The 25,664-nt window shown below is 73.3% G+C and carries 24 protein-coding genes and 1 pseudogene; 7 read left to right on the forward strand and 18 right to left on the reverse strand.

All coding sequences use genetic code 11. The annotated features are described in order from the left end of the window. Positions 1 to 22: 22 nt before the first annotated feature. Positions 23 to 1,516: a hypothetical protein gene (locus ACTWP5_RS06975; RefSeq protein ID WP_443219862.1), complete on the reverse strand. Its 1,494-nt coding sequence runs from the start codon at positions 1,514 to 1,516 to the stop codon at positions 23 to 25. An 85-nt stretch (positions 1,517 to 1,601) separates the two neighbouring features. Between ACTWP5_RS06975 and ACTWP5_RS06980 the strand changes: the two genes are divergently transcribed. Then, positions 1,602 to 2,000, forward strand: a complete 399-nt coding sequence (locus ACTWP5_RS06980) for a PPOX class F420-dependent oxidoreductase (protein ID WP_443219863.1) — start codon at positions 1,602 to 1,604, stop codon at positions 1,998 to 2,000. Between the two features lie 60 nt (positions 2,001 to 2,060). Then, positions 2,061 to 3,287, forward strand: coding sequence for a glycosyltransferase (locus tag ACTWP5_RS06985; RefSeq protein ID WP_443219864.1), 1,227 nt, complete (start codon positions 2,061 to 2,063; stop codon positions 3,285 to 3,287). Here the strand turns inward: ACTWP5_RS06985 and ACTWP5_RS06990 are convergent. From ACTWP5_RS06990 to gmd, 4 genes and pseudogenes are all read right to left on the reverse strand, one after another. Continuing rightward, positions 3,245 to 4,066: pseudogene (locus ACTWP5_RS06990) on the reverse strand (glycosyltransferase family 2 protein); the annotation flags it as partial. The gene ACTWP5_RS06985 and the pseudogene ACTWP5_RS06990 overlap by 43 nt on opposite strands. A gap of 81 nt (positions 4,067 to 4,147) precedes the next feature. Further along, the gene (locus ACTWP5_RS06995; RefSeq protein ID WP_443219865.1) at positions 4,148 to 4,648 is read right to left on the reverse strand and encodes a hypothetical protein; all 501 of its coding nucleotides are present in this window, start codon (positions 4,646 to 4,648) and stop codon (positions 4,148 to 4,150) included. Then, positions 4,648 to 7,437 (reverse strand): CBM96 family carbohydrate-binding protein, encoded by a 2,790-nt coding sequence (locus ACTWP5_RS07000; RefSeq protein ID WP_443219866.1) that lies wholly within the window; start codon positions 7,435 to 7,437, stop codon positions 4,648 to 4,650. Before ACTWP5_RS07000 ends, ACTWP5_RS06995 begins: the two co-directional genes overlap by 1 nt. A gap of 192 nt (positions 7,438 to 7,629) precedes the next feature. Next, positions 7,630 to 8,670: a GDP-mannose 4,6-dehydratase gene (gene gmd / locus ACTWP5_RS07005; protein ID WP_443219867.1), complete on the reverse strand. Its 1,041-nt coding sequence runs from the start codon at positions 8,668 to 8,670 to the stop codon at positions 7,630 to 7,632. Between the two features lie 30 nt (positions 8,671 to 8,700). Between gmd and ACTWP5_RS07010 the strand changes: the two genes are divergently transcribed. After that, complete coding sequence (locus ACTWP5_RS07010) at positions 8,701 to 9,723, forward strand: GDP-L-fucose synthase family protein (protein WP_443219868.1); 1,023 nt, start codon at positions 8,701 to 8,703, stop codon at positions 9,721 to 9,723. Positions 9,724 to 9,971: 248 nt separating this feature from the next. Here the strand turns inward: ACTWP5_RS07010 and ACTWP5_RS07015 are convergent, their stop codons facing one another. The 3 genes from ACTWP5_RS07015 to ACTWP5_RS07025 all read right to left on the reverse strand — a co-directional run bounded on the left by ACTWP5_RS07015 (position 9,972) and on the right by ACTWP5_RS07025 (position 12,928). Next, positions 9,972 to 11,486 (reverse strand): exopolysaccharide biosynthesis polyprenyl glycosylphosphotransferase, encoded by a 1,515-nt coding sequence (locus ACTWP5_RS07015; RefSeq protein ID WP_443219869.1) that lies wholly within the window; start codon positions 11,484 to 11,486, stop codon positions 9,972 to 9,974. A gap of 274 nt (positions 11,487 to 11,760) precedes the next feature. Beyond that, positions 11,761 to 11,883 carry a hypothetical protein gene (locus tag ACTWP5_RS07020; protein ID WP_443219870.1) on the reverse strand — a complete coding sequence of 41 codons (123 nt, stop codon included), beginning with the start codon at positions 11,881 to 11,883 and terminating at the stop codon, positions 11,761 to 11,763. Beyond that, entirely contained in the window at positions 11,873 to 12,928 is a 1,056-nt protein-coding gene (locus tag ACTWP5_RS07025; protein WP_443219871.1) for a FecCD family ABC transporter permease, read from the reverse strand. The genes ACTWP5_RS07020 and ACTWP5_RS07025 overlap by 11 nt, the downstream gene beginning before the upstream one ends. On the opposite strand from ACTWP5_RS07025, the gene ACTWP5_RS07030 reads away from it, so the two are divergent. Further along, positions 12,908 to 13,210 (forward strand): hypothetical protein, encoded by a 303-nt coding sequence (locus tag ACTWP5_RS07030; RefSeq protein ID WP_443219872.1) that lies wholly within the window; start codon positions 12,908 to 12,910, stop codon positions 13,208 to 13,210. The two genes, ACTWP5_RS07025 and ACTWP5_RS07030, sit on opposite strands and share 21 nt — an antisense overlap. A gap of 5 nt (positions 13,211 to 13,215) precedes the next feature. Here ACTWP5_RS07030 and ACTWP5_RS07035 read toward each other — a convergent pair whose 3' ends face one another. After that, positions 13,216 to 14,193, reverse strand: coding sequence for a LysR family transcriptional regulator (locus tag ACTWP5_RS07035; protein ID WP_443219873.1), 978 nt, complete (start codon positions 14,191 to 14,193; stop codon positions 13,216 to 13,218). An 85-nt stretch (positions 14,194 to 14,278) separates the two neighbouring features. Between ACTWP5_RS07035 and ACTWP5_RS07040 the strand changes: the two genes are divergently transcribed. Beyond that, positions 14,279 to 15,334 carry a threonine ammonia-lyase gene (locus ACTWP5_RS07040; protein ID WP_443219874.1) on the forward strand — a complete coding sequence of 352 codons (1,056 nt, stop codon included), beginning with the start codon at positions 14,279 to 14,281 and terminating at the stop codon, positions 15,332 to 15,334. Here the strand turns inward: ACTWP5_RS07040 and ACTWP5_RS07045 are convergent. Continuing rightward, positions 15,321 to 16,352 (reverse strand): hypothetical protein, encoded by a 1,032-nt coding sequence (locus tag ACTWP5_RS07045; protein WP_443219875.1) that lies wholly within the window; start codon positions 16,350 to 16,352, stop codon positions 15,321 to 15,323. The genes ACTWP5_RS07040 and ACTWP5_RS07045 overlap by 14 nt on opposite strands. A 371-nt stretch (positions 16,353 to 16,723) precedes the next feature. Between ACTWP5_RS07045 and ACTWP5_RS07050 the strand changes: the two genes are divergently transcribed. Further along, the gene (locus ACTWP5_RS07050) at positions 16,724 to 17,104 is read left to right on the forward strand and encodes a DUF2255 family protein (protein ID WP_443219876.1); all 381 of its coding nucleotides are present in this window, start codon (positions 16,724 to 16,726) and stop codon (positions 17,102 to 17,104) included. 102 nt (positions 17,105 to 17,206) lie between these two features. Then, complete coding sequence (locus ACTWP5_RS07055; protein ID WP_443219877.1) at positions 17,207 to 17,599, forward strand: VOC family protein; 393 nt, start codon at positions 17,207 to 17,209, stop codon at positions 17,597 to 17,599. Between the two features lie 15 nt (positions 17,600 to 17,614). Here ACTWP5_RS07055 and ACTWP5_RS07060 read toward each other — a convergent pair whose 3' ends face one another. The 8 genes from ACTWP5_RS07060 to ACTWP5_RS07095 form a co-directional block, all read right to left on the reverse strand. Continuing rightward, entirely contained in the window at positions 17,615 to 18,604 is a 990-nt protein-coding gene (locus ACTWP5_RS07060; protein WP_443219878.1) for a hypothetical protein, read from the reverse strand. Between the two features lie 50 nt (positions 18,605 to 18,654). Next, entirely contained in the window at positions 18,655 to 19,620 is a 966-nt protein-coding gene (locus tag ACTWP5_RS07065; protein ID WP_443219879.1) for a hypothetical protein, read from the reverse strand. A 28-nt stretch (positions 19,621 to 19,648) separates the two neighbouring features. Then, positions 19,649 to 20,209, reverse strand: a complete 561-nt coding sequence (locus ACTWP5_RS07070) for a hypothetical protein (protein ID WP_443219880.1) — start codon at positions 20,207 to 20,209, stop codon at positions 19,649 to 19,651. Positions 20,210 to 20,262: 53 nt separating this feature from the next. Then, on the reverse strand, positions 20,263 to 21,684 hold the full coding sequence (locus ACTWP5_RS07075; RefSeq protein ID WP_443219881.1) for a putative T7SS-secreted protein: 1,422 nt from the start codon (positions 21,682 to 21,684) through the stop codon (positions 20,263 to 20,265). Continuing rightward, a complete protein-coding gene (locus tag ACTWP5_RS07080; protein ID WP_443219882.1) occupies positions 21,684 to 21,971 on the reverse strand; it encodes a hypothetical protein in 288 nt (95 codons plus the stop codon). The genes ACTWP5_RS07075 and ACTWP5_RS07080 overlap by 1 nt, the downstream gene beginning before the upstream one ends. A gap of 52 nt (positions 21,972 to 22,023) precedes the next feature. After that, complete coding sequence (locus tag ACTWP5_RS07085; RefSeq protein ID WP_443219883.1) at positions 22,024 to 22,683, reverse strand: hypothetical protein; 660 nt, start codon at positions 22,681 to 22,683, stop codon at positions 22,024 to 22,026. A 190-nt stretch (positions 22,684 to 22,873) separates the two neighbouring features. Then, a complete protein-coding gene (locus ACTWP5_RS07090) occupies positions 22,874 to 23,890 on the reverse strand; it encodes an aldo/keto reductase (RefSeq protein ID WP_443219884.1) in 1,017 nt (338 codons plus the stop codon). 78 nt (positions 23,891 to 23,968) lie between these two features. Continuing rightward, positions 23,969 to 25,585 (reverse strand): alpha-amylase family glycosyl hydrolase, encoded by a 1,617-nt coding sequence (locus ACTWP5_RS07095; RefSeq protein WP_443219885.1) that lies wholly within the window; start codon positions 25,583 to 25,585, stop codon positions 23,969 to 23,971. Between the last annotated feature and the right edge of the window lie 79 nt (positions 25,586 to 25,664).

Genomic DNA, 25,664 nt, shown 5'->3' on the forward strand with positions numbered 1-25,664 from the left:
GGGAGACGCGCCGCCCGCCGCCTCACAGCCGGGCGGCGCGCCCCCGGCCCCCGACGCCGTCGCGGTCACGACCGCCGCGGAACGTCGTCACCAGGGCCAGGCACAGCAGCGCGATGCCGATCCGCCCCGACGCCTGGAGGAGGGAGCCCCGCAGCAGGATGAAGCTGTACCCCGCGACCAGCGGGGCGACCACCGCCAGCACGTTGCCCGGCGACGGGTCGTCCACCGTGCGCTGCACGTACCTCCGGTCGGTGCGGGCCGCGAGGTAGCCCACGGCCAGGAAGCCGACCGTCATCCCCACCGGGCCGAAGTCCAGCCACAGCTCCCCCCACAGTGGCGAGGAGAGGTTCGGGCTGTCGGTCCCCATCCACTCGCCCACCAGGAAGCCGGTGTCCTGCGGCTTGCCCTCCCACACCGAGCGCGGCACGAAGAACAGCGCCGCGCCCGCCAGCTGTTCGCCGAAGGTGTGGGCGTTGCCGTCGTCGACGTAGGTGATCGTGTTGGCGACCATGTTCACCTGGTCGTAGTCCTTGACGACCAGCGGCTCCAGCAGGGAGGTGCTCTCCACCTGCTGCCGGCCCGCCTCGTCGTAGCGGAAGCGGTCGGCGACCGGGAAGAGCACCAGCGCCACCACGATGCCGAGCGCCAGCGACGCCCGGTACATCACGGGGCTGCGGGGGAAGACGGTGAACAGCAGCGAGAACAGGACCGTCAGGAACCAGTACCGGGGGTTGGAGACGGGGTTGTTGACCACGGCGTTGACCACCAGCAGCCCGGCCCACGCCAGCAGCACCGACGGCCGGCTGCGGGCGTGCCGTGAGGTCACGAGCCAGCGGGTCAGGAACAGCAGCGCCAGCAGCGCGGGCACGGTGCCGAAGCCCCGCAGCAGCGCGTTGCCCGCCTCGCCCGTCGCCTCGGCGCCGCCGCCGGCGGTGGCCTCGTTGAGGCTGGCGCCGAGCTCCTCGCGGCTGGTGAAGAAGACGCCGACGCCGCCGACCTGGACGACGAACGCGGCGCTCGCCGCGTAGGCCAGCGCGACCAGCAGCCACAGCCGGCCCCGGTGCACGGTGGCCGGCGGGCGCTGCCGGCGCCGCAGGCCGGGCCGGTGCCGGGCCAGTAACGCGCCCACGTCGAAGGCGACCATGCCGCACAGCACCAGCACGGTGGCCAGCTGCGTGTCCGCGCGCGGCCCGAGCACGGGCGTGGGGTCGCGGCCCAGCACGCTCTGCGCCAGCGGCGCGATGCCCATCGCGAGATAGCCGAAGAGCCAGAACGCGCCCTGGAGCAGGCGCCGCCGTCCCGACAGCACCATCGCGCACAGCCGCACCCCGGCGTAGCAGGCCACCACCAGCTGGAGCCAGAACGTCGTGTCCCTGCTGCCCTCCCCCGGCTGGGCGGCGACGAACAGCGGCAACGCCCCCACGACGGCGGCGATCAGCGGCACCGACAGCGGCAGCGACAGCGGCGGCCGGGAGGGTCGCGTCCAGCCGCCGCGCCGCGCGGTCTCCACCGCCATCCGCCCGCCCCCTTCGTCCCCGGCCCGGTCGACTGACGCGGGCCCAGGGTCACCGTATCCGGCACCCGGCGTAGGGTTTCCTCCCATGTCCTTCACCGACGAAGAGCTCGCGTACATAGGCTCACAGCCGCTCGCCCGCATCGCCACCGTGGCGGGAGACCAGCAGCCCGACGTGGTGCCCGTGGGCTTCGAGTTCGACGGCACGCACTTCCACGTCGGCGGCAGGTCCCCGGAGAGGACCCGCAAGTACAGGAACGTCGCGGCGGGCAACGAGAAGGTCTCCCTCCTCCTGGACGACCTCGCCTCCCTCGACCCCTGGGCGCCGCGCTTCCTGCGGGTCTACGGCGACGCCGAACTCGTCGAGCGCGACGGCCGGTTCGGCCGGGGCACGTACCTGCGGATCGCGCCCCGCGTCTCCTGGAGCTTCAACCTCGACGGCCGTCCCCTGAGCGAGGGCCCCGCCACCCGCAGGACCGAGCACTAGCGACCGGCCTTCCGTCCGTGAACGGGCCCGTCGCGCGGCCGGCTTCGCTAGGGTGGCCGCGTGAAGGTGGCCCATGTGGTGACGCTGCACACGCCGACGCACGCGTTCGGGGGACCGACGCGCGTCGCGCTCAACCTCTGCCGCGGCCTGCGGGCCCGGGGAGACCGCGCCGTGGTGGTCGCGTTGGGCGACGGCTTCGACGGGCCGCTGCCCCGCGCCGTCGAGGGCGTGCCGGTCCGGCTCTTCCAGGCGCGGCACGTGCTGCCCCGCTTCGAGGTCAGCGGCATCACCTCGGGGCCGCTGCTGGCGCGGGCCCTCGCGTACGCGCGGTCGGCCGACGTGGTCCACGTCCATCTGATGCGGGACCTGGTGACGTTGCCGTTCGCGCTGGCGGCGCTCGCGGCCGGGACGCCGCTGGTGCTCCAGACCCACGGCATGGTGGACCCCACAGAGAAGCGGGTGGCGCGGCTCGTCGACCGGCTCGGGGTGCGGCGGGTGCTGCGCCGCGCCGACGCCGTGCTGCACCTGACGGAGCAGGAGCGCCTCGACACGGCGGCCGTCGTCGCGCCCCACCCGATGGCGCCCGCCGTCCGCCTGGTCAACGGCGTGGCGGCGCAGGAGCGTCGGCGTCTTGACGGCACCGAGCCGCCGCGCGTGCTGTACCTGGCGCGGGTGCAGGCCGGGAAGCGGCCCGAGGAGTTCGTCCGGGCCATGCCCGCCGTGCTGGAGCGCGAGCCGGCGGCCCGCTTCGTGATGGCCGGGCCCGACACGGGCGCGCTCGCCGGCACCCTCGCGCTCGCGGAACGGCTCGGCGTGCGCGGCTCTCTGGACTACCTCGGCGCGCTGGAGGCGCCCGCCGTCATGGACCAGCTGCGGCGCGCCTCGGCCCTGGTGGTGCCGTCCCTGAAGGACGCGTTCTCGATGGCGGTGCTGGAGGCCATGTCGGTCGGCACCCCGGTGGTGGTGACCAGGACCACCGGCCTCGCGCCGGACGTGGCGCGCGCGGGCGCCGGCCGGGTGGTCGCGGGCGAGGCGGCCGACGTGGCGCGTGCCGTGCTGGAGCTGCTCGACCCGGCGGCGGGCGAGGCGGCGTCGAGGGCGGCCTGGGAGCTGGTGAGGGAGCGGTTCACCATCGACGCCGTGGTGGAGCGGCTGCGGGAGGTCTACTCGCGTGTGGCCTCGCCGGGCGGCGCCTCGGCCGGCGCCGGGTCCGGGTCCGGGTCCGGGTCCGGGTCCGTGGCCTCGCGCGCGAGCTCGCGGGCCTTCAGGCCGATCTGCCAGCGGTAGACGCTCATCGCGATCGCGTAGTCCAGGCCGGCGCGGCCGTCGAGGAAGCCGCGACGGTAGACGTAGGCGTACGCGAAGGACAGCAGCGGCTTCAGCGGCGCGCGGTGGAAGAGCTGCCCCTGCCGCGTCTTGGCGGTGCGGATCTGCTCGCGGACCACCGGGTGCCGCTCCAGCCACGCCTCCCAGTCCGAGTACCGGTTGTGCCGCTCGAACCAGGTCCGCACCGGGTCGCGGTCGTGGTGCTCGATCGGGGCGCGCAGCCGGACCACCGGGTCGGCCAACGGCTGGTAGTGGCCCTCCTGTTCGCCCATGCCCGGGGCCCTGAGGTCGTCGGGCTCGGGGAAGCGGGCGCGGGTGCGGTCCAGCAGCGCCCGCTTGACGATGGTGTGGCCGTGCCGGAGCCGCCGGCCGGCGAACCAGTACCCGAGCGGGATGTCGAACGCGGCGGGCCGCACGGGGCGGCCGTCGAGGAAGATGCGGTACAGCTCGGCCAGGAGCTCCCCGCTGGCGGTCTCGTCGCCGTCGAGGAAGAGCACCCAGTCGATCTCCGGGCGGACGTGCTGAAGGCACCACTGCTTCTTCTTCGGGTACCGGCCGTCCCACTCGTAGGGGACCACCTCGGCGCCCGCGGCCTTGGCCAGCAGCCGGGTGTCGTCCTCGCTGTCGGAGTCCACCACGACCACCGCTGTGGCGTGGTCGACGACGGAGCGCACCGCGCCGGTGATGTTCGCCGCCTCGTTCCTGGTCGGGATGATGACGACGATGGGCAGCTTCGGCACCCGCTCGCCCTCCTCGGTGTGGGGGTTGTCGGTTGTCAGGGAAGGTGCCCGGGGCCCCGGGAAGGGCCCCGGGCTCTCGGTTCACCCGGTGGCCTCGGCCAGCGCGTCGGCGTACTCCGGGCACAGGTGCTCGACGGCGGGCTCCGCGTTCGGGATCTCGCCGTCGCGCAGCGCCGCCACCAGGGCGTCGGGGTCGTGCCGGTCGAGGTACCCGAGCCGGTCGCACGCCTCCTGGCCGAGCTGGAGGATGGCGCCCGGGTCCACGCCCTCGGGCACCCGGTCGGTGAGGTAGGCGACCTCCTCCTCGGCGAACGTGCCCGCGGGCGGGGTCAGCTCGTCGGTGGGGACGGTCTCCTCGGGGATGCCGTCGTCGGCGGGGGAGGAGGTGGCGGCCGCCGGCTCGGCCGCGCCGCCGCCCCCGTCCTCGCCGGCGCGCTCCTCGCCGCCGCCGCTGCACCCCGTCACCAGCAGGGCCAGGCCCACGGCCGCGGCGGTGAGCGCCCCCGCGGCCCGTCCCGGCGCGCCGCGCCGCCGCACCCCGCGCCGCGGCACTGCTGGCCGGCGCGCGCCTCGCCGCGGCATCACGGCGCCCCGAAGGTGAGGAGCAGCTGCGGCCGGTGCCCGGCGTTGGTGGCCTCGCGCGAGGCCAGCCACAGGCTGTCGGTGCCCTCGCCGACCAGCGCCACGTCGAGCTCGCCGCCCAACGCCGCCGTCAGCGCCGCCTGGTCGAGGGCAACGGTGTACACCCCGTTCACCTCGCTCGGCGAGTCGAGCGTCCCGAGCGTCTGCTCGCCGAGGGCGGGCCGGGTGGCGTACGTGGTGCCGGCCTCGGTCCACGCCCCGGCCACGGTCCGCACCGCCACGTCGTCCGCCGAGCCGGCGAAGGAGTCGCCCGACACCCGCACCCGCAGCGCCGCGTTCTTCAGCACCGTCCCCGCCGGGGCGTCGGGCAGCGCGAAGCGCAGGTAGCTCTCGTACGGGCTGGTGCCGCGGACCGCCAGCTGCCGGTCGCCGCCGTAGGAGGCGGTGGTCGCCGAGCCGTTGACGTACGTGTCGGCGTCCGGCGTCAGCGCCGTCACCGTGTCCGTGGGGGCCGAGGCCGCGTCCACGTGCGCGTCGATCCGGGCGGCCGACAGCTGGGAGCCGTAGATCGCCGTCTCGTCCAGGCGCCCCTCGAAGTAGTCGCTGCTGGGCCGGTTCGGGAAGCGGTCGAGGTTGTCGCCGCCGGTGTGCCAGTAGTACCCGTTGAGGTTGCGGCCCGAGGTGGCGCGGGAGTTGCTGGCGACGCGCTGGCCGTCCACGTACAGCTCCATGCCGCGCGGGCCGACGGACGCGGCCACGTGGTGCCACTCGCCGTCGTTGTACGAGGCGCTGGAGGTGGCCGTGCGGTACGCCCCGGTGTAGAGGGCGAACTGGAGCCGGCCGTCGTTCAGCATGTAGAGGTTGTTGTCGTGGCTGTAGCTCTCCTCCAGGATCGTGTCGCCCATCCCGATGAGCTTGCCCCCGGAGTTCGTGGTGGTGTTGAACCACGTCTCCAGCGTGTACTGCCGCACGCCTGACACCGGGTCGTCGCTGTAGGTGTAGGAGTCGGTGCCGTCGTGTCCCACGGCCGCGGCCTGCGGGCCCGGCACGGCGCCCGGGGTCACGCCACGGCTCGGGCCGCCCCGGTGGACGCCGCTGGCCTCGTTCCCCGAGGCGTCGGAGGCGAAGTTCCCCGAGGTCTCGTCGTGCCGCCAGTACAGCATCGGGTCGTCGGCGAGGACGGCCGCCACGTACGGCTCGGTCGAGGTCCCCGAGGTGGCGGTGACGGGGGCGGACAGGGAGCTGACGTTGCCGGCCGCGTCGGTGGCGGTGACCCGGTAGCTGTGGGACTCGCCCGCCGGCACGCCCGTGTCGACGAACGTCAGCTGGGGCCGGCGCCACGGCATCGACTCGGCGCCCACGGTGTGGATCGGCTCGCTGCCCCCGTCCCGGTAGACGTGGTACGTCAGCCAGCTGTCGTCCAGGTCCAGGCTGGCGCGCCAGGTCAGCTCGATCTGCCCGGGTGTCAGGCTCGTGGCGTGCGTCTCCGGCACCGACGGGTCCACGGTGTCGGGCCCGGTGGCGAAACGGGTCAGGCCCCACTGCGGCTGCCCGTTGACCGTGGTGAAGCCGCCGCCGACCCACAGGAAGTCGCGCTCCTCGCCCGGCAGGTCCTCGGCGACGGCCATCACGCGCGGGCCGAGCTGCTCGCCGAGCCCGTCGTTGGTGTCGGGGAACCAGCCCAGCAGCCCGGGGTCCGCCACGGACTGCGCGAAGAGGTGGTACCGCGGTTGGTTCGGGAACTCGCCCATGCTGGAGCAGTTGTGCGCGTGGTGGCCGCTGTAGAGCACGGTCTCGTGGACGGTGACGGCCTGTGTGGCGCCCAGGCAGGTGTCGCGCCACCGCTCCTCGAAGGTGGCCAGGTCCAGCGCGATGCGGCCGTCGAACACGCCGCCGCCCGAGCCCTCGTTGCCCGTGTAGAAGCCGGTCGCGTCGGTGGCGATGTCCTGCACCGTGGAGGAGGTGGGGATGAAGCCGTTGGGGTAGGCCCGCACCACGTCGCCGTCGGCCGCGCTGACGACGGCCAGGGCGTGGGAGTCCGCGTCGTTGACCGTGAAGAAGTCGCCGCCGAGCAGGACGTGCTGCCCGTCGGGGGTGACCTCGACGGCCTTGCCGATCTCGTCCGCGTCGGCCGACCAGCCCGCCACCACGTCACCGCCCGTCGTGACGGCCGCGAAGCGGCTGCGGGCGGTGTCGTTGATCCGCGTGAAGTCGCCGCCCAGGTAGACCCGGTCCTCGGTCGCGGCGATGGCGCGGACGATGCCGTTGGCCGCCGGCGCGAAGGAGGTGTCGCGGGTGCAGGAGTCGATGTCGATCGCGGCGAGCGAGGAGGCGCCGGAGCCGCCCGCCGAGCCGAAGCTGCCGCCCACGTACAGCGTCTCCTCGTCCGGGGAGACCGCGAGGGCCCGCACCTGCGCGGTGCCGGAGCCGATGGTGAACGACAGCGAGCAGTCGATCGGCTCCCCGGTGGCGGCGTCGAGGGCGGCGAAGTTCAGCGCCGGCTCCTCCTGCGTGCCGGCGGCCGCGCCCGGCGGGCGGATCGTGGAGAAGGTGCCGCCGACGAAGACGACGCCGTCGGCCTCGGCCATGGCGTAGACGATGCCGTTGGTCTGCCAGGTCGGCAGGTCCTCCGCGGTCATCGTCAGGGGAGGGGTGAGGGCGGAGGGCGCCGAGGCGGTGGCCAGGACGCCGAGGCCGCCCGCGGTCATCGCCAGCGCGACGAGCCCGTTGGTCAGCCGTCTGGTGCGGACCGCGTGCACGACGCTGTGAGCGGCCTTGTGTCTGTTCATCGTATGGATCGATTCCCCTCGGGCGGCCGGAGGTTCCGTGAGTGAGACCAACGAACACCCCGTTCGGTTGCGGACGCGGACAGTGAGAGCTTGGGGGCGCGCACGGGGCGCGAAGTAGAGCGTGAAGTGGGGTGCGCAGGGCGCGAGGCGCGACGTGCCGCGCGCGTTTCCGGCCGACTCGCCGAGGGCCGCTCAGCGGTCGATGCGGACCCGCGCGCCGCTCAACTCGGCGTCCAGCGCCTCGATGTCGGCCCTGACCATCAGTTCGGCGAGCTCCCGCCAGCGCACCGCGGGCTCCCAGCCCAGCAGGTCGCGTGCCTTGGCCGCGTCGCCGATGAGCGCGTCCACCTCGCTGGGCCGCTCGTAGTTCGCGTCGAACCCCACGTGCTCGTGCCAGTCGAGGCCGCCCGCCTCGAACGCGGCGCGCAGGAAGTCACGCACGCTGGCGGGCACCCCGGTGGCCAGGACGTAGTCGTCCGGCTCGTCCCGTTGCAGCATGCGCCACATCGCCTCGACGTACTCCGGGGCGTACCCCCAGTCCCGGACGGCGTTGAGGTTGCCGAGGAAGAGCCGGTCCTGCAGGCCCGCCCGGATGCGGGCGACGGCGCGGCTGATCTTGCGGGTGACGAACGTCTCGCCCCTGCGCGGCGACTCGTGGTTGAACAGGATGCCGTTGACGGCGAACATGCCGTACGCCTCGCGGTAGTTGACGGTCGACCAGTAGGCGTAGACCTTGGCGCAGCCGTACGGGCTGCGCGGGTGGAACGGCGTCCGCTCGTTCTGCGGCGGCGGGGCGGCGCCGAACATCTCGGAGGACGACGCCTGGTAGAGGCGGGTGTCGATGCCGCTGGCGCGTATCGCCTCCAGCAGCCGCAGCGTGCCCAGGCCCGTGACCTCCCCGGTGTAGAGCGGCGCGTCGAACGAGACCCGCACGTGGGACTGGGCGCCCAGGTTGTACACCTCGTCGGGTTCGAGCTCCCGCAGCAGGTTGACCAGGGCCACGCCGTCGCTGAGGTCGGCGTGGTGCAGCACGAGGCTCCGCCCGCCCGGCTGGTGCGGGTCCTGGTAGATGTGGTCGATCCGTTCGGTGTTGAACGAGGAGGAGCGGCGCACCAGTCCGTGCACCGTGTACCCCTTCCCCAGCAGCAGTTCGGCGAGGTAGGAGCCGTCCTGTCCGGTGACCCCGGAGATGAGGGCCGTTCTGGCCCCGGCGTCTGGCGTGACCTTGCCCATGGTGTCCTCCCCCAGCGGGATGATGTGGTTATGGATGAAGCAGCGAGAACCGAACGAGCCGTCCGTACCGACACCGCCGGCACGAACGGACGGCCGTCGCTGTTGCGCCCCGGCGCCCTGGTGTTCGTCGCCGGGCACCGGGGGCTCGTCGGCTCGGCGGTCACCCGCCTGCTGTCGGCCGAGGGCTTCGAGGTGGTCACGAGGAGCCGGGACCAGCTCGACCTGCGGGACGCGGAGCGGACGCGGACGTTCCTGGCCCGCACGCGCCCGGACGCCGTGGTGCTGGCCGCCGCCCGGGTCGGCGGGATCATGGCGAACCAGACCCAGCCCGTGCCGTTCCTGGAGGACAACCTCCTGATCCAGCTCAGCGTGATCGCCGCCGCCCACGCCGCCGACGTCGACCGCCTGCTCTTCCTCGGCTCCTCGTGCATCTACCCCAGGCACGCGCCGCAGCCCATCCGCGAGGAGGCGCTGCTGACGGGTCCGTTGGAGCCGAGCAACGAGCCCTACGCCCTGGCGAAGATCGCGGGAATCTCCCAGGTGCGCTCCTACCGCCGGCAGTACGGCCGCCGTTACGTCGCGGCCATGCCGACCAACCTCTACGGCCCGGGGGACAACTTCGACCCCGAGACCTCGCACGTGTTGCCCGCCCTCATCCGGCGCTTCGACGAGGCGCGGCGCGAGGGGCGGCGGGAGGTGGTGCTGTGGGGCAGCGGCACGCCGCGCCGGGAGTTCCTGCACAGCGACGACCTGGCCCGCGCCTGCCTGCTGATGCTGCGCCACTACGACGACGAGCTGCCGCTGAACGTGGGCTGCGGCGAGGACCTGACGATCGCGGAGCTCGCGGACACCGTGGCGCGGGCGGTGGGGTACGTCGGCCGCGTCGGCTGGGACCGGACGCGTCCCGACGGCACGCCGCGCAAGCTGCTGGACGTCGCGCGGCTGCGCGCCCTCGGCTTCGCGCCGAGCATTCCGCTGGAGCGCGGCGTCCGCGAGGTCCACGCGTGGTGGTCTCGCCACGGCGAGCCCGGCGCACACGGTGACGCCGGCTAAGCGGCTCATCTCTCGTCCCCCTCTCCGTCCTGTCGTCCACGCCGGCCCGGCGCGGCCCGAGGACTCCTCCTGCCCGGAGCCGACGCCCGCGCGCGCCGCGCCGGCGCGGGCACGTCCCGCGTCGGCATCGCCTCGCGTCGGCAGTGCCCTCGCGTCGGCGTCCTCGTCGTCGTCGGCGCGGGTCCACGTCGCGTGACGGCGTTTCGTCACGCGCATCGTGTCATGTCCCTGCTTGCCCCGGTGTGGGGTCAGTAGGCGCCCCGCCCGTCCACGACGGCACGGACGGTGCGGGCGAGCACGTCGAGGTCGCCGGTGACGGACCAGTTGTCGGCGTAGTCCAGGTCCAGCGCCAGCCCCTCGTCCCAGGACAGCTCCGAGCGTCCCCCGACCTGCCACAGCCCGGTCATCCCCGGTCTGACCGTCAGCCGCCGCGCCTCCACCTGCCCGTAGCGGGCGACCTCCTCCGGCAGCGGCGGGCGCGGCCCCACCAGGGACATCTGACCGCGCACCACGTTCACCAGCTGCGGCAGCTCGTCGAGCGAGGTGCGGCGCAGCAGCCGGCCCAGGCGGGTGACGCGCGGGTCGGCGCGCATCTTGAACAGCGGCCCGCCGCCGTGGTCGTTCACGGTCTCCAGCAAGGGGCGTATTCGCTCGGCGTCCTCGACCATGGTGCGGTACTTGAGCATGGTGAACGGCTCGCCGTGGCGTCCCACCCTGACCTGACGGAAGAGCGCGGGCCCGGGGGAGTCCAGCCGCACGGCCAGCGCCAGCAGCGCCAGCAGCGGCGCGAGCAGCAGCAGGCCGAGCGCGGCGACGGCGCGGTCGAGCGTCGCCTTCAGCGCCGGCTCGGCGCCGCCGCGCGGCGGCCCGGCGACGTGCAGCAGGCTCAGCCCCGCCGCGTTCGCGAGGGTGACGCGGCGGCGCGCCACGTCGGTGAGGCCCGTCGCGACCACGAGCGACAGGCCGGCGTCCTGCACCGCCCACGTCAGGCGCCGCAGCCGGTCGCCCACGAGGTCGCAGCCGGGCGCCACGAACACCACGTCGGCCGCGTGCTCCCGCGCGGCGGCGACGACGGCGTCGCCGTCGTCCACCGGACCCTCGGACGAGGCGCTCTCCCTGGCGGCCGAGCCGGCGGGCAGACGCCCTAACGCGGCGACGCCGCTCGTCCCCAACGCGCCGCCGACCGGCACGGCGCCGATCACGACGTACGGGTGGTCGGTGCGGGCCGCCAGGCGTGCGGTGACGGCCTCGACCGGCGCCGCCTCCCCGACCACCATCACCCGGCGCAGCGCCAGCGCCCGGCGCCGTTGCCTGGTCAGGTGGCGGTGGATCGCCCAGCCCGTCAGCCCGGTCACGAGCAGCGCGGGCAGCAGCGCGAACGCCGCGCTCGGCAGCCGGGAGCTCTCCCCGGTCGCCACGCGCAGCACGGCGAGCAGCCCCACGAGGACGAGCCAGTCGTGGACGGTCGCCAGCAGGCCGCGGAACTCGCCGACGCCTCGCGACCGGCCGCCGTAGCGCCGGTGGCCGGCGCGCACCGCGGTCCAACAGGCCGTGGCGACCAGGGCGGTGGTCAGCGGGCGGGGCTCGCCGGCCAGGGAGTAGACCGCGACCACCGGGAGGGCGACGCCGAGCACGTCGGCGGCGAGGGCGAGCGGTGTGTACCAGGCGGATCCGTCGCCGTGGTGTGGTCCGTCGACCGCGCCGAAGGCGACGCGCTGTCGCCGAATGCTGGCGGAGGGTGACAGATGGTGCTGCTGGCGCATGGAATCCCCCGGTGGCGGGTGTGCGGGGACGGTGGCGGCGCTGCTGCTGCGGTGCGTGAAACCTGATACGAACACTGAACGGAACCCTGGACGGAGCCAAGGAAAGGCGCGGGCTCATCTCCCCGTGAGCACGCGCCGGAACATCGCTCTCTGTGAACGAACGGAGAACAGGTTAGGGCATCCGACGGTGGTTTGGCCGTCGTTTGGTGAAACTTTATGAAACGGTGGCGAGCACGGCTGAATTCCGCTCAGAGAGGCGTGAAACCCGGCGGATTCAGGGGCGCGCGGGCACGCCCGGCGCACGCCGGGGCGCCACCAACGGCACCCCCGTCTCCGGGTGCGGCAACACCTCCACCGGCAGGTCGTAGACCCGGCTCAGCAGCTCCTCACGGAACACCTCCGCCGGCGGCCCGACCGCGACCAGCCGCCCCGCGTCCAGCACGGCGACCCGGTCGGCGTGGGCGGCGGCGAGCCCCAGGTCGTGCAGGACCACGACGACCCCGCGCCCCTCGGCCGCCAGGTGACGGCCCCTGCCGAGAACCGGCTCCTGGTGGCGCAGGTCGAGCGCGGCCGTCGGCTCGTCGAGCAGCAACAGCGGCGCGCGCCACGAGGTCGCCCGCGACCAGCACCAACGCCCCGCCCAGCGCGCTGCCCGGCACCAGGATGCGGTGCCCAGGGCCGGCCACCATCCGCAGCAGGTGCGGCACGACGAGCCCCACGAAGGTGATGATCCCCGCGACCGCGACCGCGACCGCGACCGCGACCGCGACCGCGACGGCGGCGGCGGCCGTCAGCAGCGCCACCTGCACGGCCAGGACCTCGCGCAGCCGTTCCACGTCCACGCCCAGGTGGCGGGCGGGCCGTTCGCCGAGCGCCAGCAGGTCCAGGCGCCGGGCGTACAGCGGCGCCACCAGGAGCCCGAGGGCGGTGCACGGCAGGACCGCCATCACCGTCGGCCAGGTCGCCTGGGAGAGGGAGCCGAGCTGCCAGACGGTGATCTGCGTGATCTGCGCGTTGTCGGCGAGGAAGACGAACAGCCCGATCAGCGCGCCCGCGAAGGCCTTGACCGCGATGCCGGTGAGGATCAGCGTCACCACCTCCGTCCGCCCCCCGGAGCGGGAGAGGACGTAGACCACCAGGCCCGTGGCCAGGCCCGCCACGAACGCGAAGGCGGTCACCGCCCAGGTGCCGAGGAAGCTCACGCCGAAGGCGATGGCGCCGACGGCGCCCACCGCGGCGCCCGAGGAGATGCCGATGACTCCGGGCTCGGCCAGCGGGTTGCCGAAGACGCCCTGCGCCAACGCGCCCGCGCAGCCCAGCGAGGCGCCGACCAGCACCGCCAGCGTCACGCGCGGCAGCCGCACGTCCCACAGCACGCTCTCGCCGACCCGGTCCAGCGGCTGGCCGCCGAGGCCCAGGCGGTGGCGGACGGAGGCCAGCACGTCGCCGAGCGGGATCTCGTAGGCCCCGACGGACGCGGCGACGAACGCGAGGACGAGCAGCTCCCCGACCCGTCCGGTACCCCCGACACCGACGACCCGGACGGCGACGACCCCGGCGTCACCCCGCAGGGCGGCGCCGAGGGCGGAGCCCTGGCCGAGACCGGCAGCGACGCCCCGACCGGCGCCCTCGCCCTCGGCGCGGGTGCCCTGGCGGCGGCCGGCGCGGCGGCGCTGTTCGCCACCCGTCGCCTCCGCCAGCGGACGGTCGGCGACGACGCCTAGTCAGGTCAGTCCCCTAACTGGCCCCTGGCCCCGGCCGTGCCCTCCCCCCGCTCGCCGTCCGCATCCCCTCCGTCCGCATCCCCGCCCGCCTCGCCCGTCTCGCCCGCCTCGACGGCCGCCCGCAGCGCGTCCGCGAAGGCCCGCACCGGATCGGGCGCGGGCGGACGCCCGTAGAACGCGAACGACACCCGACGGCGCTCGCCCGGCAGCCGCAGCGCCACCACCGCCGGATTGCGGTGGGCGGCCAAGGCCAGGTGCGGCAGCACGCTCACCCCGAGCCCGTCGGCCACCAGCGCCTGCACCGCCACGTAGTCGTCCGTCTCGAACGTGATCCGCGGCGCGAACCCGGCCCGCACACACACCTCCACCAGCCGCGCCCGGCACCGCTCGCAGCCGGCGATCCAGCTCCGTTCCGCGTACGCCGCCAGGTCCGTCCCCCGGGCCTCGGCCCGCGCCGTCACGACGTACAGCGGCTCCTGAAGGACGGGCGTCAGCGTCGTGTTCCGACGGTCGCCGGGCCGCTCGTCCGGGTCGTGTTCGAAGACCAGCGCCGCGTCCACCTCGCCGTTGCGCAGCGCCGTCAACGCCTCCGGCGGCTCCGCCTCCGTCAGCGCCAGCGCGACGCCGGGATGCCGCGCCGCCAGCCGCGCCGCCGCCGGCGGCACGAGCGTGGCCAGCGCCGACGGGAACGCCGCGAGCCGCACCCGCCCGGTGCGCAGCCCGGCGTGGGCGGCCAACTCCGCCTGCGCCGCCTCCACCCTGCCGAGGATCTCCTCGGCCCGCTCCACCAGCAGCCGCCCGGCCTCCGTCAGCACCACGCCGCGCCCCGCCCGCCGCACCAGCACCACGCCGGCCTCGGCCTCCAGCCGCGCCAGGTGGTGGCTGACGGACGGCTGGGCGTAGTGCAACGCCTCGGCGGCGGCCGTGATCGAACCCTCCCGGGCGACCGCCACCAGCACCCTCAGTCGCGTGAGATCCAGCACGTCATCCACGTTATATAGATCAGATCGATCCTTCCATCGATAACCACCATTGGATCTATTTGTCCGGTTGTGGAATCGTGAGGTCATGTCCGTGCGACCGCCCACGATGACCGACGTGCTGCGCGCCCGTCGCCTGCTGGCCGACCTGCTGCCCCCGACCCCGATGTGGTCCTATCCGGCCCTCGACGAGGCCTGCGGCGCGACCGTCCACCTCAAGCACGAGAACGCCCAGCCCACGGGTGCCTTCAAGGTCCGTGGCGGGCTGACGCTGCTGGCCGCCATGACCCCGGCCGAGCACGCCCGCGGCATCGTCGGGTACTCCACCGGCAACCACGCCCAGTCCCTCGCGTACGCCGCCGCGCACTTCGGCGCGCCGTGCGTCATCGTCATGCCGAGGAACCCGAACCCCGCCAAGGCGGCGGCCGTCCGTGCCCGTGGCGCGGAGCTGATCGAGCACGGCGCCGACCTCGGCGCGGCGGCGGCCCACGCCGCCGAGCTCGCCAGAAGGCGCTCGATGCGGCTGGTCAGCGCCGCCGACGAGCCGGAGCTCATCGCGGGGGTCGCCACCGCGTACCTGGAGGTCTTCGAGCAGGCGCCCGACCTCGACGCCGTCCTCGTGCCGGTCGGCGGAGGCAGCGGCGCGGCGGCGGCCTGCCTGGTCGCCTCCGCCGTCTCGCCGGGGTGCCGCGTCGTCGCCGCCCAGTCCGCCGCCTCCCCGGCCGCGCACGACTCCTGGCGCGCCGGCGAGCTCGTCACCCGGCCCAACCGCACCCGCGTCGAGGGCCTGGCGGTCGGCTGCGGCTTCGCCCTCACCCAGCGGCTGATGCGCGAGCACGGCCTGGCCGACTTCGTCCTCCTCGACGACGCGGCGATCGCCGCCGCCCAGTGGCGGCTGATGCGCGACGCCCACACCCTCGTCGAGGGTGCCGGCGCCGTCGCCCTGGCCGCGCTCCTCGCCGACCGCGAGCGCTTCGCGGGACAACGCGTCGCCGTGATGTGCTCCGGCGCCAACGCCAGCGAACACGAGGTCAGGAGCTGCTGGCCCGGCGACGGTGCCGCCGCCGAGGCCACCGCGGCCGCGGTGGCCTCCGGCGTGGGCAGCGCGAGCCCCGCCGGCCCGCGCGGCGTCACCGCGCGCTGAGCACCCCCGGCTCCGCCCGGTCCGCCGCGCCCACCGGCTCGACGGCACGCAGCCGGTGGAGCGTGCGCAGCAACGTCAGGGTGGACGCGGTGCGCGCGTCGCCCCCGCCCCCCGTCCGGCACAGCTCACGCACGCCGGTCTCGCGCCCCAGGGTCAACGCGGACAGCACCCGCCGGTCGGCGCCGCGCGGCAGCGCGTGGCCGTTGACCGCCCACGCGCCCCGCACCTCGACGAGGTGGCTGGTGACGCGGATCCGGTCCGTTAAGCGGAGCGTGGAGACGGCGCCGGGCGGCGGCGCCGGAAGCAGCCCGGCCGCGGAGCGCCCCACGGCCCGCTCCGTCGCGTTCGCCGGCAGGGCGCCGCCCTCGGGCAACGCCAGCCGCAGCGCCACGGCGGCGCCGGTCGGATACGTCTCGGCGACGTGGTACCCGGCGGGCCAGTAGAGCAGGTCGCCGACGGAGCCGGACAGCCGGAGCGCCGGGGGCCGCTCCCCGCGCAGCAGTACGGTCACGCCGCCGCGCAGCACCCACAACAGTCCGGCGGGTGTCCTCGGATGAGCCGGGTCGTGGTCCCGGCTGTGGCCCCGGCCGATGGCCAACTCGGAACCCACCGGCTCGTGCGGCCAGCCCACGCGCCACCACAGGTTCGTGAGCGCGTCACGGACCTGCGCCCACAGCGCGAAGCTGGCCGGCAGCGGGTCCATGACGCTCAGCAGCCAGTCCCCCTCGTCGCCCATCCGCGCCAGGTACCCGTCGAGGTCGCCGTCGGCCTCGCGCGGCGCCCACCCCGAGCCGTCGGGAACGGCACGGCCGCCGGAGCGGAACGTCACGTCGTCGCGGGAGGCGTCGACCGTGGCGACGGCCGCCTGGTAGGCACGCCCGGTGTCGAGGCCCGCGTGGCTCACCCCACCCGTCAGGCGGACCGGCTCCCGCCCCCAGTGCTCGGCGGCGAAACGCTCCCAGTCGAGCTGCCGCACGACCATCCACGTCACGACGGGCACGTGCCGTCCAGCGCTCACGCCGGCCCTCCCTCCCCTTCCCGGCTCCCCCCGGGGGGCTGCTCACAGGATGTTCATTATCCTCCAGAAATTCGAGGGAGATCCGTCCCTTCTGATGCTGAACGTCACGGCATATTCCTACGGCCCGTGACATGCCTCCGGCGTCAACGCCGCTGCCGGAACGCGTCCGGCAACTCCCGCGCGCCACCGAGTGACGGCGAGGCCGACCACCTGCTCTGGCCGGACCCGTGTGCCGGGTCATCCCGATGGAGCACCCGCACGCCTCCCTCCCGTGTGGCACGCCGCGTTCCCACCCGCGCGGTGAGAGCTTGGTCCCGGGCCCGGAGCGCTGGGCAGCACCGCCGGGCAGGACCGACGAGAGGACGAGGCCGATGACCGCCTGGAACAGCGACGAACTCACGGCGATCGCCGGCTCCGACGAACTGGAGATCGCCCCCGAGCGCACCGACGGCACCCGGCGTCGCCCGAACCCGGTCTGGGTCGTGCGCGACGGCGACGAACTGTACGTCCGCTCCGCCCGGGGCGTCGACGGGATCTGGTGGCGCACCGCCAGAGCCAGCCACAGCGGCCACATCAGCGCCGGCGGCGTCGACCGGGACGTCACCTTCGTCGAGGTGGCCGGGGACCGGGAGCTCAACGACCGGATCGACGCCGCCTACCGCAGCAAGTACGGCGGCTACAGCGCCACCTACGTCGACCCGATGGTGGCCGACAGCGCCCGTGTCACCACGTTGCGGCTCCAACCGGCCTGAACATCACCCGGCGGGCGCGTCGTGGTCCGCGAGTTGTGAAGACTGGGGCGGGGCACGCGAACCGGCGTGACAGCGCGAGTACCGGCCGTGCATGATGATCAGATGGCACGACTCCACGACATCGTCGTCGACTCGGCGCACCCGGCCTCCATCGCGCGCTTCTGGGCCGACGCGCTGGAGGGCTACGCCGTGGCGCCCTACGACGCCGCCGAGCTCGCGCGGCTGCGTGCCTTCGGCATCGAGGACCCCGAGGACGACCCGACGGTCCTCGTCGAGCCGCAGGGGCCGCGCAACGGCGGGCCCCGGCTGTGGTTCCAGCGGGTCCCCGAGCCCAAGACCGGAAAGAACCGGCTCCACCTCGACCTGCTCACGCACAACGTGGAGGTGGAGATAGCCCGCCTCACGGAGCTGGGGGCGAAGGTCCTCTCCCGCCACGAGCAGATCACGATCCTCGCCGACCCCGAGGGCAACGAGTTCTGTCTCTCGCAGGGCTGACCCGCCGTCGCCGGTTCAGGAGACGGTGCCGCCTCCGTTCTCGACGCAGCGGACGAGGGTGTTGGCCGCGTCCTTGACGGGGTTGCCGAGGCCGGGGAGGGAGAGCGAGCCCCGGTGGGCGCCCCAGCCGGGGGAGACGTTGTACTTCTCGCCGTTGGCGAGGGTCAGGGCGACGACGGCGCCTCCGGTGATACCGCGCTTCGATGCCTGCACCTGGGGGAGGGGTGCGCTGTCGATGGGTTGGCGGTCGCTGTCGAGGAGGGTGAGGACGCCCTGTTCGATGACGACGAAGCCGTGTTGGGCGAGGGGGCGCATGCCGCGCCCGATCTGGGTCTCGGCGAACACGACGCGCCCGTCCGGCGCCGCCAGCACGGGACGCGGCCCGTTGCCCGACCCGGGCGAGACGACCCGCAGCGAGGCGGCGATCTGGTCGACCAGTTCCACCACGCCCGAGCCGACGTTGTCGCAACTCCAGTTGGCGGACAGCAGGACGGTCTCGTCCGGACACGCCTCTGACCGGAAGTAGTGGTCCACGTGCTCAGTCTCTGCCCGGATGCGGGGGTAACCGGTGTCTGCGGATTCTGCCCAGTGCGTTCGATACGCGGTGCCCCCCGGCAGATCCACGGTCGTGGCCTCCATCGGCCTCGTTGTGGCGAGGTTGTCCTGCGGTTGGGGTGCGCGGTGCACCATCTCCTCGATGGTCTCCTCATATCCGGCCGGATAGCGCACGGAGAAGACGCGGACAGGTGCGGGATGGCAGGTGACAGGCCACGTGTGCGGCACGTAGATCACACCGACCTGGATCGGGATCTCGTGCGCCTCCGCCTGCCAGACGAGCTTCAGATGTTCGCTCAGAGTGCGTGCGTGCCGCTTGTTCTGCCGTCCGCCTCTGGCGATGACCTGTCGTGTGATCTGTTGGATTCCGTCATCAGAGAGGGGAAGCGGGCTTAGCGGGAACCACTCTTCTGAGGCCGGGTAGTCGAATACCGGTACGGCGTCCGTCATCAGATGTCCTTCGGTGGCTGGTGGCGGTCTTCTCGTCGATTCGACGCCGCTTATGTGGTTGTGCCGCCTCCGTCCTCGACACAGCGGCGGAGGGAGTCGGCGGCGTCCTTGACGGGGTTGCCGAGGCCGGGGAGGGAGAGCGAGCCCCGGTGGGCGCCCCAGCCGGGGGAGACGTTGTACTTCTCGCCGTTGGCGAGGGTCAGGGCGACGACGGCGCCTCCGGTGATGCCGCGCTTCGATGCCTGCACCTGGGGGAGGGGTGCGCTGTCGATGGGTTGGCGGTCGCTGTCGAGGAGGGTGAGGACGCCCTGTTCGATGACGACGAAGCCGTGTTGGGCGAGGGGGCGCATGCCGCGCCCGATCTGGCTCTCGGCGAACACGACGCGCGCGTCCGGCGCCGCCAGCACGGGACGGGGCCCGTCACCCGACCCAGGCGAGACGACCCGCAGGGACGCGGCCATCTGGTCGACCAGTTCCACCACGCCCGAGCCCATCACGTCCCTGTTCCAGTGGGCGTTGAGCAGCAGGATCTCCTCTGGGTAGAGCTCTGCCAGTACATGGTGTTGCACGTTCTCGACCATCACCTCGCCGGACCGCCCCGCGTTGAGGGAGAACGCCTCACGTACACGGCAGGCGGGCCCGACCGACAGGTCCTTCACGGTGACCTCTCGTTCCGTCGAGGCGCCCGTCTCCCCCATTTTGGCAACGAGCGCGTCCATAGAGCGCTCGTGATCGGGTGCCACACGCCGCACGGAGATGGTGGCGGGAACAACCGGCTGCGTGGTGCGCGGCACCAGCGGCACATACACCACCTGAGGCCCCGTCGCATCCGTTCGTGTTCCCTGCCAAACGAACTCCAGGTGCTGGCGAATCGCCTTGGCGTATTTCCTGTTCTGCCGTCCACCGCGAGCGGACACCCGATCCTCGGCGTAGTCGGCCGCGACCTTCAGGTTTGCGTCGAGTGCCAGCCACTCTTCGGACATCGGGTAGTCGAACATCGGGATCAGGTCGGTCATCGGTTCTCTCCATTACCGTTGTTGGCGGTCATCCGTTTCCCTCCGTTGCTTCATCAACCCGCACGGAAAGGGAGGCAGCCATCTCGTCGGCCGTCACCATCGCCCGCGCTGTGATCGCAGGACTTGACCATGTCACGGAGAACTTGAATATCCCCTCGGGACAGTGGGGTGGTAGTACGTAGTAGTCAATGTGCTCCGACAGGGAGCGCCGACCGCGGTCTTCCTCGTCGTGCACGACGACCTCCTGGAGTCGGCAGGCGGGGCCCGCTGGCAGCTCCACCAGCGCGATGTCGGGCGGCCGGAACGAATCGGGCCGGCTCTCACTGGCCATGGCGACGACCGCCTCCATGGTTCGCTCGTGTGGGGCCGTCCGGCGCCCCTGGACGTAGGCGATGATCGGCACCCGCAGGCGGGAGTCGAGCGGAACGGGGGGGACGTAGACGGCGACTGGAGCGGCTCGTCGGTCCTGCATCTCCTCCCAGATCGCGCGTAGCTCCGGATACACCTCGTCCGCGTACTCCTCCATGCGTTCGCCGTCCCAGTCCGCGATGGCTCGTGCCGCGCGTTCGACGCCGTCCGGGTCGTTCATGACCAGGGGAAGCCAGCCCGTTTCCGGGGTGTCGAACTGGGAGATCCACCGCCTCACCGGACCCGGGCCCCGCTCTCCCCGTGGGGGAAATCCCCCACCTCGAGGGGTTCATCAGTGAGGGACATCCCGGGCGTGTCGGAGAAGGGGAGGTTCCAGTTGGCGGACCAGCCGTCCGAGGGATGGAGTTGCACAGGCGTGTTCATCTGTATGCCGCTGTCGGCGTCGTGTGTCCACAACGTCGTGGCCGTGCCGGCGCCCCAGCTGGCGACTTCGCCGGCGCCCGCCCAGCTGGCGGCCGAGCCCATGCCTGCCATGTCAGTTCTCGCGAGAGAGGAGTCGGTCAGCCCCATGGCTTCCTGCCAGCTGTCGGCTCGCTGCCATTGACTGGGGCGGAATCCGTCCCGCAGGCTACTGCGCAGGTCCGGAAGAGTATTTCGGAGGCTGGCCATCGGACTGTCCACCAGATCGGTGCTTTCCTGTAGTTGGCGCCTCGCCGCGTTCGCGGTGCTCGGGTTCCCACCGGCTTCAGCCCGATACATCGCGAGCCTTTCCCTGACGGGCAGGTTTCTGGGAATTGACGAAAGGGCCGAGTCGCTCACTTCGTCGATGGTCCGCGCCGCCCGCGTGCGCACCGTCCGGGCCGCCGCTCCCGCCAGGCGGCCCGCGCCGAAGGTGAGGAGGCCGATGGAGTCGAGGAGTACGCCGTGCCAGTCGCCGTTGATCAGGTTTCCGGCCAGGGAGATGACGGTGGCGATCGTCGCGACGGCGGCGAGGGCCTGGCCGAGGACGGGGACCCAGCACAGGGCCAGGGAGGCTATGCCGGCGTACATCGCGATCTGCCCGGCGATCTCGCCGAGGACGGCCATCGCGTCCTGGAACGCCGAGAACATGCTGTCGAAGAAGCCGTCCTTCAGGCCGTCGCTGCCGATGAACTCCCCGATGGCGTCGGCCGCCCGCTGGGCGGCGTTGTCCTTGTCCTCGACGACCTGTTCCAGGCGGTCGCGGAAGCGTTGCAGCTCGGCCCGTGCCAGGCCCAGGTCGCCCTCCAGCCGGCCGAGGTCCTCGTGGGTGTCGGAGTCCTCGTCCGCCGCCGCCGTCACCTGCCGGGTCAGGGCGTCGATCTCGTCCTGGGCCGCGTCGGCCGACCGCCACAGGTCGAGGCTCTCCTCCTGCGCGTCGCGCAGCTCGGGCCAGTACTCGGCCAGCGCGGTGGCCACGGCGTCGTACCGCCCGTACGCCTGGAAGACGTCGTCCGACAGCTCGGTGGCCTTCTCGCGGAACGCGTCTCCCGCCTCCGACCGCCAGCCGTCCCTGCTGTCGGTGACGTCCCGTAACAGCGTCCGGGCGGTCTCGATCGCCTCGGCCGTTCTGCGGTATCGGGCGGCGGCCTCCTCGACCAGCTCCCAGTCGCCCGGGACCGGGTCCGAGGCGTCCTCGACCAGGGGATACCAGTCGCTGGGCCGGATGTCCGCCATCAGCCGTCGCCCTCCAGCGCGTCGACCAGCGCCCGCTCCAGCCCCTCGAACCCCTCGGCCGCGCCGACGGCGGCGTTGGCCAGCTCCTGAAGGCCCTCCATCAGCTCGCCGCGCTTGTTCTCCCAGTTCTCGGCGAACTGCTCCAGCTCGTGCGCCAGGTCGCCGTGGGAGACGGCCTCGCCGTACTCCTCGGCGATGTCGTTGGCGCCCTCGAACTCGGTGGCGATGAACCGCAGCTTCTCGCCCAGCTCCCGCACGTCGTCGGTCGACAGTCTCAGATCGGACATGGTCCGGCCCCTCCCCTTCTCCTCTTTTCCTCTCTTCGGTCCTGCGACGGCCCTACGACCACCGCAGCGACGCGGCGATGACGTCGAACAGTTCGACCTGCGCCTCGGCCAGTTCCGGCACCGGGGCGTTGAACGTCAGCAGCAGCCAGGCCGAGGAGCCCGGCACGGGCAGGTAGGTGTCCAGCACGGTGGTCGGACGGTCCGGTGGCACGCCGAGCGTCGTCGCCTCGTCGTCGAGCTCGCGCCGCAGGCAGCGGACCGCCGGGCCGCTGGGCAGCTCCACCGGGTCCACCTGGGCCCGGTCGCGGTACTTCTCCCGCAGCGCGAGGGCCAGCGTTTCCGTGGCCCCGGTGGGTAACGAGCGGGGGAGCGCCGGGTTCTCCGGCTCGACGCTGACGAGCAGGCTGGCGGGGATCGGCACCCCCAGGACGGAGTGGGTGGCCAGGTACAGCTCGACCCCGTCGTTGAGCGCCGCCCGCTCCACGACGGCGATCAGCAGCTCGCGCAACTCCCGCCGCCGCGCGGCGTGCTGGTCCCGGGCGGGACAGGTCCGGTCGACCAGGGCGGCGACGGACCGCTCCCGCCGGGGATCCGAACGCAGCGGGATGCGGAACCAGTCGTCCGGGGTGATCAGGTGGTACCGAGACGGCGGAGAGGGCCGAGGCAGCCGGGGCGGCCGGGATGACCCGGGTAACCCGGATAAGCCGGGCACAGGCACGGTCACAGCGAGCGTCGCTCCCCTCCCCACCGGACTCCCCAGGCCGGTGCCAGACCGCGGCGAGGCCCCCGCCCCGCTGCGCTAGGTGATGAATAGAACGCTGAACGTGGTCTCAGGCGACGCTAGATCGCGTGCGAAGACACGGGCAAGCGCCGTGACCTCATCGTTACCAGGCGTTCACGTGTCACATGCCATCGGCCGGGTCGCGGGCGAGGAGGGTGCGGATCTCGCTGACCTGGTCCCCGGTGAGCGGTCCGAACGCGAGGGCGCCCGCGTTCTCCTCGGCCTGGGCGACCGTGCGGATGCCCGGTATGGGGACCGCGTGCGGGCTGCGCGCCCACAGCCAGGCCAGGGCGCCCTGGGCGGGTGTGCGGCCGCCGGAGGTGAGGATGTCGCGGACCGCGTCGAAGCGCGCCGCCCACTCCGGCGCGAGACGGCCGTCGCGGAAGAACCGCAGCCAGGCCGGGGGCGTCGCGCGGATGTCGCCGCTGGAGAGGGAGCCGGCGGTGGTCGAGAACCTGCCGGTCAGCGCGCCCATCGCCAGCGGGCCCCGGATCACGGCGCCGAGCGTGACCTCCTCGGCGAGGGTGAACATCGCGGGGGCGTCCTCGAAGACGTTGGCGTTGACCTGCACCGTGGCGCAGTGCGGGCCCTCGGCGAAGAGGCGGGCGCGTGACGGGTCGTCCGTCGACCAGCCGTAGGCGCGGATCAGGCCCTCGCGGACCAGGTCCTCGCAGGCGGCGCGGAGCGCCGTGGCCTCGTGGGTCGGCGCGTCGCCGAGGTGGAGCTGGTAGAGGTCGAGGTGGTCGGTGCCGAGGCGGCGGAGCGTGGCGGTGAGCGCGCGGCGGACGTATCCGGGGGTGAGGTCGGGGACCAGGTCGCAGACGCGGCTGCCCTCCTCGAAGGTGTTGCCCCACTTCGAGGCGATGACCACCTGGTCCCGGCGTCCCTTCACGGCCCGGCCCAGGACGGTCTCGCTGTGGCCGGTGCCGTAGCAGTCGGCCGTGTCGAAGAAGGTGACGCCGAGGTCCATGCCGCGGCGCAGGGCGCGTACGGACTCCTCGTCGTCGACCGCGCCCCAGCCCCACGGCTGGCCCTCGGTGCTGAACCACTCGCCGCCGATCGCCCAGCAGCCGAAGCCGAGGGCGCTGACGGTGATGTCGCTTCGTCCCAGTGTGCGGTGCATCGTGGTGGTGTCCATGGCCAGGAGTCTGCCGGGTGGAGCGGACTCCAACGCAAGCGCCGTCGGTCGGAGCGGGAAGATCGGCCAGGCGGTCGGTCAGAGCGTGAAGATGCCGAACGAGAAGCCCGCGGCCGTGATCTCCCGTTCGCCGATCGTGACGCCCTCGGCCTCCACCGGGCGGGCCCCCGCCATCTCGGTGCGCGGGAGCGCGAGGGTGGCGGGGGCGCGGCGCGGGTTGACGACGACGAGGTAGCGTCCGCCACGCACGTAGGCCAGGGGATAGCCGGTGTGCAGGACCTCCAGCGAGCCGCCGCTGCCGAGCTCGGGGGTGGAGGTGCGCAGCGCGACGAGCCGGCGCACCAGGTGCAGCAGCGAGCCGGGGGTGGCGCGCCCGGCGGCGACGGTGGGGCGGTCGGGGTCGGGGTCGAGGGGGAGGTAGAGCCGGTCGGGCGGGGCGGTGGAGAAGCCGGCGTTCGGGGTGCGGTCCCACTGCATCGGCGTCCGGGAGCCGGCGCGGTTGTACCGCGGGCCCAGCACGCTGCCCTCCTTGTCCGGCAGCCCCGGGACGTACCGCATGCCGATCTCGTCGCCGTAGTAGATCGCCGGCAGCGACGGCCAGGTGAGCTGGAAGGCGAAGGCTGGCGGCAGCTGCTCGGCGGTGCGCGGGCCGCAGGCCAGGCGGGAGAAGTCGTGGTTGGCGGTGGGCAGGACGATGAAGCCCGCGTCGGCGATGACCCGGGCCGTGGCCTCGAAGGCGGTGACGAACTCCCGCGCCGAGCCGCGCCCCTCGGCGTCGAAGTAGCAGACCTCCCGCTGCTGCTCCCAGTGTTCGTGGACGGTGCCGTGTCCGTTGTTCCACAGGGAGCGCATCGGCAGGCCGTCGTCGGGGCCGCCGAACTGGAGGAGGAAGTCGGCGTGGAAGCCGGCCGGGACCGACGTCGAGGGGTCGCCCCACTCGGCCAGCAGGGCGGCCTGCCGGTGGGTGGCGTCCAGCCAGGCGCGCAGCTCGCCCCAGAGCTTGGAGGTCTCCGTCATGCCCGGGTCGTCCTTGACGAGCGAGTGGGCCATGTCGACGCGGAAGCCGGCCAGGCCCAGGCGCAGCCAGTGGTCCATGATCTCGCGCAGCGCGGCGCGGTTGGCGCGCGGGCCGTCGGCGTCGATGGGCTGGCGCCAGGGCTCGGCCGGGTCGGGGCGGGCGTAGCCGAAGTTCAGGGCGGGCTGGCTGTCGAAGAAGTTCGGCAGGTAGCCGCCGGGGCGGCTGCCGGGGGAGGGGACGAAGCCGGGCGGCAGCTCGGTCTCCGTCCCGTCCGTCCAGATGTAGCGCTCGTCGGTGGGGTCGTTGGCGGCGGTGGTGAACCAGGGGTGCTGGTGGGAGGTGTGGCCTGCCACCAGGTCCAGCATCACCCTGATGCCGCGCCGGGCGGCGGCGTCGACGAGCTCGGCCAGGTCGTCCTCGGTGCCGTAGCGGGGGGCGACCGCCAGGTAGTTGGAGACGTCGTAGCCGGCGTCGCGGAAGGGGGAGGCGAAGCAGGGGTTGAGCCAGACGGTGTTGACGCCGAGCCACTCCAGGTACTCCAGGCGCTCGGTGACGCCGTCGAAGTCGCCGATGCCGTCGCCGTTGGAGTCGGAGAAGCTCTGCGGATAGATCTGGTAGAGGACGGCGTTGGCCAGCCAGGACGGCACGTGGTGAGGGAAGACGGACGGAGGTGGCATACCGGTACGAACCTTTTGCGTGGACAAGCGGAGAACGAAACGAAAACGGACGATCGTTAGCTTCCCACGGTTACGTCGT

Source organism: Streptomyces sp. 4N509B (assembly GCF_052245655.1).
Lineage (GTDB): Bacteria > Actinomycetota > Actinomycetes > Streptomycetales > Streptomycetaceae > Streptomyces.

Coding starts and splice junctions, on each gene's coding strand:
- ACTWP5_RS07015 (WP_443219869.1), bottom strand. CDS start 11,486: ATGCGCCAGCAGCACCATCTGTCACCCTCCGCCAGCATTCGGCGACAG.
- ACTWP5_RS07090 (WP_443219884.1), bottom strand. CDS start 23,890: ATGGACACCACCACGATGCACCGCACACTGGGACGAAGCGACATCACC.
- ACTWP5_RS07040 (WP_443219874.1), top strand. CDS start 14,279: ATGTCCGTGCGACCGCCCACGATGACCGACGTGCTGCGCGCCCGTCGC.
- ACTWP5_RS06975 (WP_443219862.1), bottom strand. CDS start 1,516: ATGGCGGTGGAGACCGCGCGGCGCGGCGGCTGGACGCGACCCTCCCGG.
- ACTWP5_RS07095 (WP_443219885.1), bottom strand. CDS start 25,585: ATGCCACCTCCGTCCGTCTTCCCTCACCACGTGCCGTCCTGGCTGGCC.
- ACTWP5_RS07010 (WP_443219868.1), top strand. CDS start 8,701: ATGGATGAAGCAGCGAGAACCGAACGAGCCGTCCGTACCGACACCGCC.
- ACTWP5_RS06980 (WP_443219863.1), top strand. CDS start 1,602: ATGTCCTTCACCGACGAAGAGCTCGCGTACATAGGCTCACAGCCGCTC.
- ACTWP5_RS07065 (WP_443219879.1), bottom strand. CDS start 19,620: ATGACCGACCTGATCCCGATGTTCGACTACCCGATGTCCGAAGAGTGG.
- ACTWP5_RS07050 (WP_443219876.1), top strand. CDS start 16,724: ATGACCGCCTGGAACAGCGACGAACTCACGGCGATCGCCGGCTCCGAC.
- ACTWP5_RS07055 (WP_443219877.1), top strand. CDS start 17,207: ATGGCACGACTCCACGACATCGTCGTCGACTCGGCGCACCCGGCCTCC.
- ACTWP5_RS07075 (WP_443219881.1), bottom strand. CDS start 21,684: ATGGCGGACATCCGGCCCAGCGACTGGTATCCCCTGGTCGAGGACGCC.
- ACTWP5_RS07070 (WP_443219880.1), bottom strand. CDS start 20,209: ATGAACGACCCGGACGGCGTCGAACGCGCGGCACGAGCCATCGCGGAC.
- gmd (WP_443219867.1), bottom strand. CDS start 8,670: ATGGGCAAGGTCACGCCAGACGCCGGGGCCAGAACGGCCCTCATCTCC.
- ACTWP5_RS07060 (WP_443219878.1), bottom strand. CDS start 18,604: ATGACGGACGCCGTACCGGTATTCGACTACCCGGCCTCAGAAGAGTGG.
- ACTWP5_RS07080 (WP_443219882.1), bottom strand. CDS start 21,971: ATGTCCGATCTGAGACTGTCGACCGACGACGTGCGGGAGCTGGGCGAG.
- ACTWP5_RS06995 (WP_443219865.1), bottom strand. CDS start 4,648: ATGCCGCGGCGAGGCGCGCGCCGGCCAGCAGTGCCGCGGCGCGGGGTG.
- ACTWP5_RS07000 (WP_443219866.1), bottom strand. CDS start 7,437: ATGAACAGACACAAGGCCGCTCACAGCGTCGTGCACGCGGTCCGCACC.